This window comes from Sporichthya brevicatena, assembly GCF_039525035.1.
GTDB classification, from domain to species: Bacteria; Actinomycetota; Actinomycetes; order Sporichthyales; family Sporichthyaceae; genus Sporichthya; species Sporichthya brevicatena.
Genome location: NZ_BAAAHE010000061.1, coordinates 1 through 2,341 on the forward strand (window position 1 = coordinate 1; position 2,341 = coordinate 2,341).

Here is a 2,341-nt window from a genome sequence, read left to right on the forward strand (position 1 = left end):
AACCTCGGCGGCCACCGCCCCGCTCTGCCTGGCCGATGACCCACGGATCAGTCAGGAGAGCCAAAAAGGGTGACACCCCTTACTGCGCAGTAAGGGGTGTCACCCTTTTTTGACAGAGGCGGCGGCTCAGAGGAGCGGGAGCTCGAAGGTGGAGCCGCCCTTGCCGGCGAAGATCGTGACGGTCGAGCCCGGCTCGGCGATCGGCTCGATGTTCTGGACGTCGCCGCTGGAGATCGTGATCCGGAACGAGTGCCCGGCCGCCAGGCGCCAGTGCGTCGGGAGCAACTCGACCTTGTACATCCCCGGCTGGCCCGGACTGACCGCGATCGCCGAGCCGTGCCCGAGGCGGTGGCTCGCGCGCAGCCAGCCGGTCGTGATGACCGTCGAGGTGCCGTCGGGGGCGACGTCCTCGAGCCGGACGACCAGCACGCCGTCACGCGTGGAGAACGCGGCCTTCACGTGCGCGACCGGGGCACCGCCGATGACGACGCTGCCGTCGGACGGCGCGCCGTTGAACTGGACGCGCTGGGTGTCCCAGAGCGCCTGGTTGTTCTGCGGGTAGTCGTGGGAGTTGTAGAGCCCGTGGTCGGTGCACAGACAGCCGTTGTCGAACGGGTTCGCAGCGTAGGTGAATTGCGTCGCGACCCCCGCGCCCTGCGGGCCGGCGAGGGCGAGCACCGCGGGCCGCTTGGCCGGGAACTCGTTCAGCTGGACCCAGTGGCCCGCGCCGCGCGGCTGCTCCCAGCTGGTGACCTTCGAGTCGGGCAGGCGCGCGTCCTTACGCTCCATCAGAAGGTTGTCGAAGAAGGCGAGCATGCCGCCGCGCATCTCGTCGAACTGCGGGACGCCGGGGACGAACTCGAGATGCGCGCCCGGGCCCATGAGCAGCCAGCTCTGGTCCTGGGTGCCGAGGTAGTTGCGCACGGTGCCCTCGGGGAACAGGTCGTTCCACCCGCCGACGTGCAGCATCGGGATCTTGGTCCTGTTCGCGGCCTCGATGTCGATCGTCAGCGACTTCCAGTACGAGTCGTAGTGCGGGTGCGCGTTCACCCGGTCCTCGAACTCGGCGTACTGGGGCAGCGTCGCGAGCGAGACGTCCGGGGTCTGGTCGCCGGTCGAGGTGCCCCACGTGAAGTACGGCCACCAGCGCATCTTCGTGCTGCGGATGCCGCCCGGGTACGCGAACTCCCGGTAGGGGTCCTGGTAGGCGACGATCGGGATCGCGGCCTTCAGATGCGGCGGATTGGCCGCGACGGCCTTCATCGTCGAGATGCCGCCGTAGCTGATACCGGTCTGGCCGACCTTGCCGCTGCTCCAGGGCTGGGTGCCGGCCCACTCGATCAGGTCGTAGTTGTCCTGCTGCTCCTGGGCCTCGAACGGGCGCCAGGTGCCGGGCGTGCCACCCGAGCCGCGCGGCGAGCACGAGAGCGCGACGTACCCGCGCTCGGCGTAGTACTCGGCCATCTGCAGGACCGGCTGCAGGACCCGGTAGGCGAAGAAGTTGACGACGAGCACCGGACGCTGGTCGGACAGCGGCAGGCCCCCGACCGCGGGGCGCGTCAGCGTGCAGCGCATCTGCGTGAAGTCGCGCATCGGGACGCGGATCTCGGTGCTGATCGTCTGGTAGTCCGGCAGGCGGTCGTAGCCGAGCCAGACCGGGACCGGACCCGAGACCGCCGGCGCGTTCGCGGCGGCGTCGGCGGCCGGGGAGGACACCAGGGCGGACCCCGCCACCAGCGCCAGGGCGCACGCCGCGCCCAGCATCCGACCCATTCGAGGCATGCGTCCTCCGCCGTCCCAATCGTCTGACTTGCCGGTGCAGGCTACCTAGGTCCGCTGTGTCCCCCTCGACAAATCGGCCGAACAGGGCGTTCTCGTTACTCTTCCCGGGTCATGGCGGCCCCGGATAGCGTCGCGACGTTGCCGTCGTCCCGACCCGGAAAGGCACGTCCTGCCATGGCCATCAAGATCAACGTCCAGTACGGGCACCCCACCGACCCGGACGCGTTCGAGAAGTACTACGCCGAGACCCACCTCCCCCTGGCTGCTCAGATGACCGGCGTCAGCCGCATGGAGCTGTGCAAGGTCGTCGGCACCCCCGACGGGTCCCCCTCGGACGTCTACCGCACCGCCGAGCTGTGGTGGGACAGCCCCGAGGACATGCAGAAGACCATGGGCTCCCCCGAGGGCCAGGCCACCGTCGCCGACCTCGCCAACTTCGCCACGGGCGGCGTGAACGTCTTCATCTCGACCGTCGACTGAGCCCCGCTCCGGTCAAAAAAGGGTGACTGTGAAAGTCGCCTCTGCAGCCTGAGCCGTTTGTGGTGGGCTGTGGCTATGG

At 69.2% G+C, this 2,341-nt stretch carries 2 protein-coding genes; one reads left to right on the plus strand and one right to left on the minus strand.

All coding sequences use genetic code 11. From position 1 onward, the window contains the following. Nucleotides 1–126: 126 nt before the first annotated feature. Nucleotides 127–1,782, minus strand: coding sequence for a CocE/NonD family hydrolase (locus ABD401_RS24360; RefSeq protein WP_344609699.1), 1,656 nt, complete (start codon nucleotides 1,780–1,782; stop codon nucleotides 127–129). A 174-nt stretch (nucleotides 1,783–1,956) separates the two neighbouring features. Between ABD401_RS24360 and ABD401_RS24365 the strand changes: the two genes are divergently transcribed. Further along, nucleotides 1,957–2,262: an EthD family reductase gene (locus ABD401_RS24365; protein ID WP_344609701.1), complete on the plus strand. Its 306-nt coding sequence runs from the start codon at nucleotides 1,957–1,959 to the stop codon at nucleotides 2,260–2,262. Nucleotides 2,263–2,341: the final 79 nt, after the last annotated feature.